The sequence below is a fragment of the Microbacterium sp. ISL-103 genome (assembly GCF_018613995.1).
GTDB lineage: Bacteria > Actinomycetota > Actinomycetes > Actinomycetales > Microbacteriaceae > Microbacterium.
Genome location: NZ_JAGGPD010000504.1, coordinates 552 through 4,162 on the forward strand (window position 1 = coordinate 552; position 3,611 = coordinate 4,162).

Annotated in this window: 4 protein-coding genes; 3 read left to right on the forward strand and 1 reads right to left on the reverse strand. The window is 68.9% G+C overall.

Annotated elements, in window-relative coordinates; genetic code table 11:
* The first annotated feature begins 215 nt into the window (after positions 1-215).
* Positions 216-581, forward strand: coding sequence for a VOC family protein (locus tag J7E68_RS16680; RefSeq protein ID WP_215174479.1), 366 nt, complete (start codon positions 216-218; stop codon positions 579-581).
* Positions 582-589: 8 nt separating this feature from the next.
* Here J7E68_RS16680 and J7E68_RS16685 read toward each other — a convergent pair whose 3' ends face one another.
* Complete coding sequence (locus J7E68_RS16685; RefSeq protein ID WP_215174481.1) at positions 590-1,180, reverse strand: hypothetical protein; 591 nt, start codon at positions 1,178-1,180, stop codon at positions 590-592.
* Between the two features lie 120 nt (positions 1,181-1,300).
* On the opposite strand from J7E68_RS16685, the gene J7E68_RS16690 reads away from it, so the two are divergent.
* Positions 1,301-2,527 carry a glycosyltransferase gene (locus tag J7E68_RS16690; RefSeq protein WP_215174483.1) on the forward strand — a complete coding sequence of 409 codons (1,227 nt, stop codon included), beginning with the start codon at positions 1,301-1,303 and terminating at the stop codon, positions 2,525-2,527.
* 11 nt (positions 2,528-2,538) lie between these two features.
* A partial coding sequence (locus tag J7E68_RS16695; RefSeq protein ID WP_215174485.1) for a glycosyltransferase occupies positions 2,539-3,611 on the forward strand: 1,073 nt, incomplete at its 3' end.

A 3,611-nucleotide genomic window follows, 5' to 3' on the forward strand; every position in this document is an offset into this window, starting at 1 on the left:
AACACCGCGACTCAGCATGAAAGAGCCGAAACGTGTCCGATCCGTCCCCGTTCGAATCTGAACGAGGTAGTTCGCCCGTGGCGGGGCAAGTGGTTCGCATCGCACGTGAACCCTCTCGCGAATCGCGCGCGTGTGCCTTCGTGCATCGCCCTCGCATGCCTTCACGCACCCGTCGCGCAATGGCCTTTGCGTCCGCAGAGGTGTAGAACAGCACCATGAACGCAGGCGTCACGGGCATCGGAGGCCTCTTCTTCCGCAGCAGAGATCCCGAGGCCCGCGCGGCGTGGTACCGGGAGCATCTGGGGATCGGCACCGGTAGCGACGGCATGTGGCAGCAAGAAGCCGGGATGACCGTCTTCGCGCCGTTCGCGGCTGACAGCGACTACTTCGCCAGCGAGCAGCAGTTCATGCTGAACCTGCGGGTGGTCGACCTCGAGCGACTCGCTGCGCGGCTCGCAGCGGCGGGAGTCCCGGTCGAGCGCCGCGAAGAGTGGAACGACGACGAGTACGGCACCTTCGCTCGGATCCACGATCCCGAAGGTCTCGCGATCGAACTCTGGGAACCGCCCGCCGGGCAATAGATCGGCGATCAGGCCGGGTCGAGACGGAGCACCTCGGGTGACTCGCCGCCGGTCACGTCATCCGCCGTACGGATGCTGCCCGCCAGCTCATCGAGGGCGCCGTCGAGGGTTCCGAACCGTTCGCGGTCGCTGCAGACCGCGGTCAGAGTCACCAGGTGAGTGCCGGTGTCCCAGGTGTAGGTCGTGAACGGCGGCGACGCCGGAGACGGCGGCATCGCCACCACGAGCTTCTCGCCGGTGCCCAGCCAGCGGCTCGAGAACGACTGGGTGTCGTCATAGTCCATCGGCATCGACGCACGCGCGATCCGCACCTCCGGGGTGAGCGCCTGCACCGTGGCCATCGCGACGACGAGCTCGGGGTCGGACTTCCACGTCCAGACCAGCACGCGGCCATCCGCCCGGCGCATCAGCAGCGGCGCGGCCTGACTCATCGCCCACGCGCCGAACCGCGAACCCGGCCGCTCGGTGACGCCGATCGCCGAGTTCACCTGACCCAGCAGCATCCGAATCGCGGCCTTGCGGTGTCGGCGTCCCCTCCAGCCGAGCGAGTCCGTGACGGGGATCCACAGCTGAGGGTCGGCGTCGGCAGTCAGTCGCATGCCTCCACGGTAGAGGGTGAGCCTGGGGGATGCCGGTATGCCTCGGAGGCCTGATCAGACCCCTCGGGTAGAGTGGCCAGCGCCCGATCGGGCTCTTTGGCCGCCGTACCGTAAGGCAGAATGTCCTCCTCTACCTCCGATCCGACGAGTGCTCCCGACGTCGCCCCCGACTCCGGGACGCGTCCCCTGCGCATCCTGATCGGATGCGACACCTTCGCGCCCGACATCAACGGCGCCGCGCGCTTCGCCGAGCGTCTCGCAGCCGGACTCGTGCAGCGCGGCCATGACGTCCACGTCGTCGCCCCGAACGTCGCCTACCGTCGCACCCCGCCTCGCACCGAGGTGATCGAGGGCGAGCCGATGACCATGCACCGGCTGCCGTCCGTGCGCTGGGCTCCCCATGACTGGCTGCGCTTCGTGTGGCCGTGGCGTGTGAAGCACTACGCACGCAGAATCCTCGACAGCGTGCAGCCCGACGTCGTGCACATCCAGTCGCACATCGTCATCGGCCGCGGCCTCGCGCGCATCGCGCACGAACGCGGCATTCCGGTGATCGCCACCAACCATGTGATGGCCGAGAACATCCTCGATCACACCACCATGCCGAAATGGGTCGACGACCTCGTGCTGCGCTGGGCCTGGGGCGACGCGAAGCGCACGTTCGCCCTGACCCGCGCGATCACCACGCCGACGCGTCGTGCTGCCGACTTCCTCGAGCGCACCGTCGCCGTCGAGAATGTGATCCCGGTCAGCTGCGGAATCGACCGCACGCAGTACACCCCGGTGATCGCTCCTCGCGAGAAGAACCGCATCATCTTCGTCGGCCGGCTGACCGCCGAGAAGCAGGTCGAGGTGATCCTCGAAGCCATGACGAAGCTCGACCCGGCGCTCGAGACCACCTTCGACATCGTCGGCGGCGGTGACCAGCGCAAGCAGCTCGAGAACCTCGCGAAGCAGCTGGGCCTCGCTGATCGGGTGACGTTCCACGGCCGCACGAGCGATGAAGATCTGCGAGCACTGCTGTCGCGCGCGTCGGTGTTCACGATCGCCTCGATCGCAGAGCTGCAGTCGATCGCGACGATGGAGGCCATGGCCTCCGCCCTGCCGATCGTCGCAGCGGATGCCGTCGCCCTGCCGCACCTCGTGCACGACGGTGAGAACGGCTACCTGTTCGAGCCCGGCGACGCCGACGCGCTCGCGGCCCGCCTGACCGACGTGCTGACCGCGTCACCCGGCGGGTACGCCCGCATGCAGCAGGCATCTCTCGACGGGGTCGCGATCCACGACATCAACCGCACGCTCGACACGTTCGAGGCGCTCTACCGCGACGAGCCGCTGCCCGAGTGACGGGACGCGCCATGCACATCGTCTTCTTCGGCGATCAGCACCTCGACTCGCTCGGCGGGGCGCAGGTGTCGATGCGGCTGCAGCGCGAGTTCCTCGAACGTGCGGGCCACACGGTGACCGTCGTCGCTCCGAAGATGCACGGGCCGCGCGCCGCCGGCCCCGGAGACACGTCGAACATCGATCTGCCGTCCGTGCCGATCACCGTCGACCGTGAGTACTCGATGAGCTGGCCGGGGCGCGGCACCGATCGCGCTCTCGACCGGGCGATGTCCCGTCGCCCGCCGGTGGATCTCGTGCACGTGCAGGCCGACTTCTGGGGCGCGTTCATCGGACACCGGTATGCGTCCAGGCACGGCATCCCGGTCGTGCACACCATGCACAACCGGGTGGATGTCGGTATCGCCGCGGTGACTCCACTGCATCGGCCCGTGCTCGGTGTGCTCAACCTCTGGCGCCGTCGCGCGCTGAGCAGCCTCGGACCGACGGTCGGAGGCACCGACGGGTGGGCGTATCTGCGAGGCATCGCGACCGGCGCCTCAGCGGTGACCGCGCCCTCGACGCACTTCGCGCGACGCCTGGAAGAGCACGGCGTGTTCACCCCGGTCGACGTCGTCTGGAACGGCATCGACGACGATGTGCGCGAGGCGACGCTCGCCGAGGCGCCGGCCGAGCGTCGACCAGGACGCCCCCGATTCGTCTGGCTCGGACGCATGAGTCCCGAGAAGCGGCTGCTGCCGTTCCTCGAGGCCTTCGTCGGATCCGGCGTCGATGCCGACCTCGAGATCATCGGGGGCGGCGCACAACGACCCGCTGCCGAGAAGATCGTGGCGGGGCTCTCGAACGTGCGGTTCGTCGGCAAGCTCAGCTACGCCGACACCCTGGCGCGGATCGCCGCCTCCGACGCGCTCGTCCAGACCTCCATCGGCTTCGAGACCCAGGGGATGACGCCGTTCGAGGCCGCGACCCTCGGCACGCCGTCGGTGATCAGCGATCCCGACATCGCCGCGGAGCTCGGCGGCGGGCTGTGGGCTGTGACGGGCGCGGCCGGCACCGAGGACCAGCGCACGGCGGGTCCCATCGACCC

Excerpts from the sequence above, each read along its gene's own strand:
- J7E68_RS16690 (WP_215174483.1), top strand. The coding sequence starts at position 1,301 with ATGTCCTCCTCTACCTCCGATCCGACGAGTGCTCCCGACGTCGCCCCC.
- J7E68_RS16680 (WP_215174479.1), top strand. The coding sequence starts at position 216 with ATGAACGCAGGCGTCACGGGCATCGGAGGCCTCTTCTTCCGCAGCAGA.
- J7E68_RS16685 (WP_215174481.1), bottom strand. The coding sequence starts at position 1,180 with ATGCGACTGACTGCCGACGCCGACCCTCAGCTGTGGATCCCCGTCACG.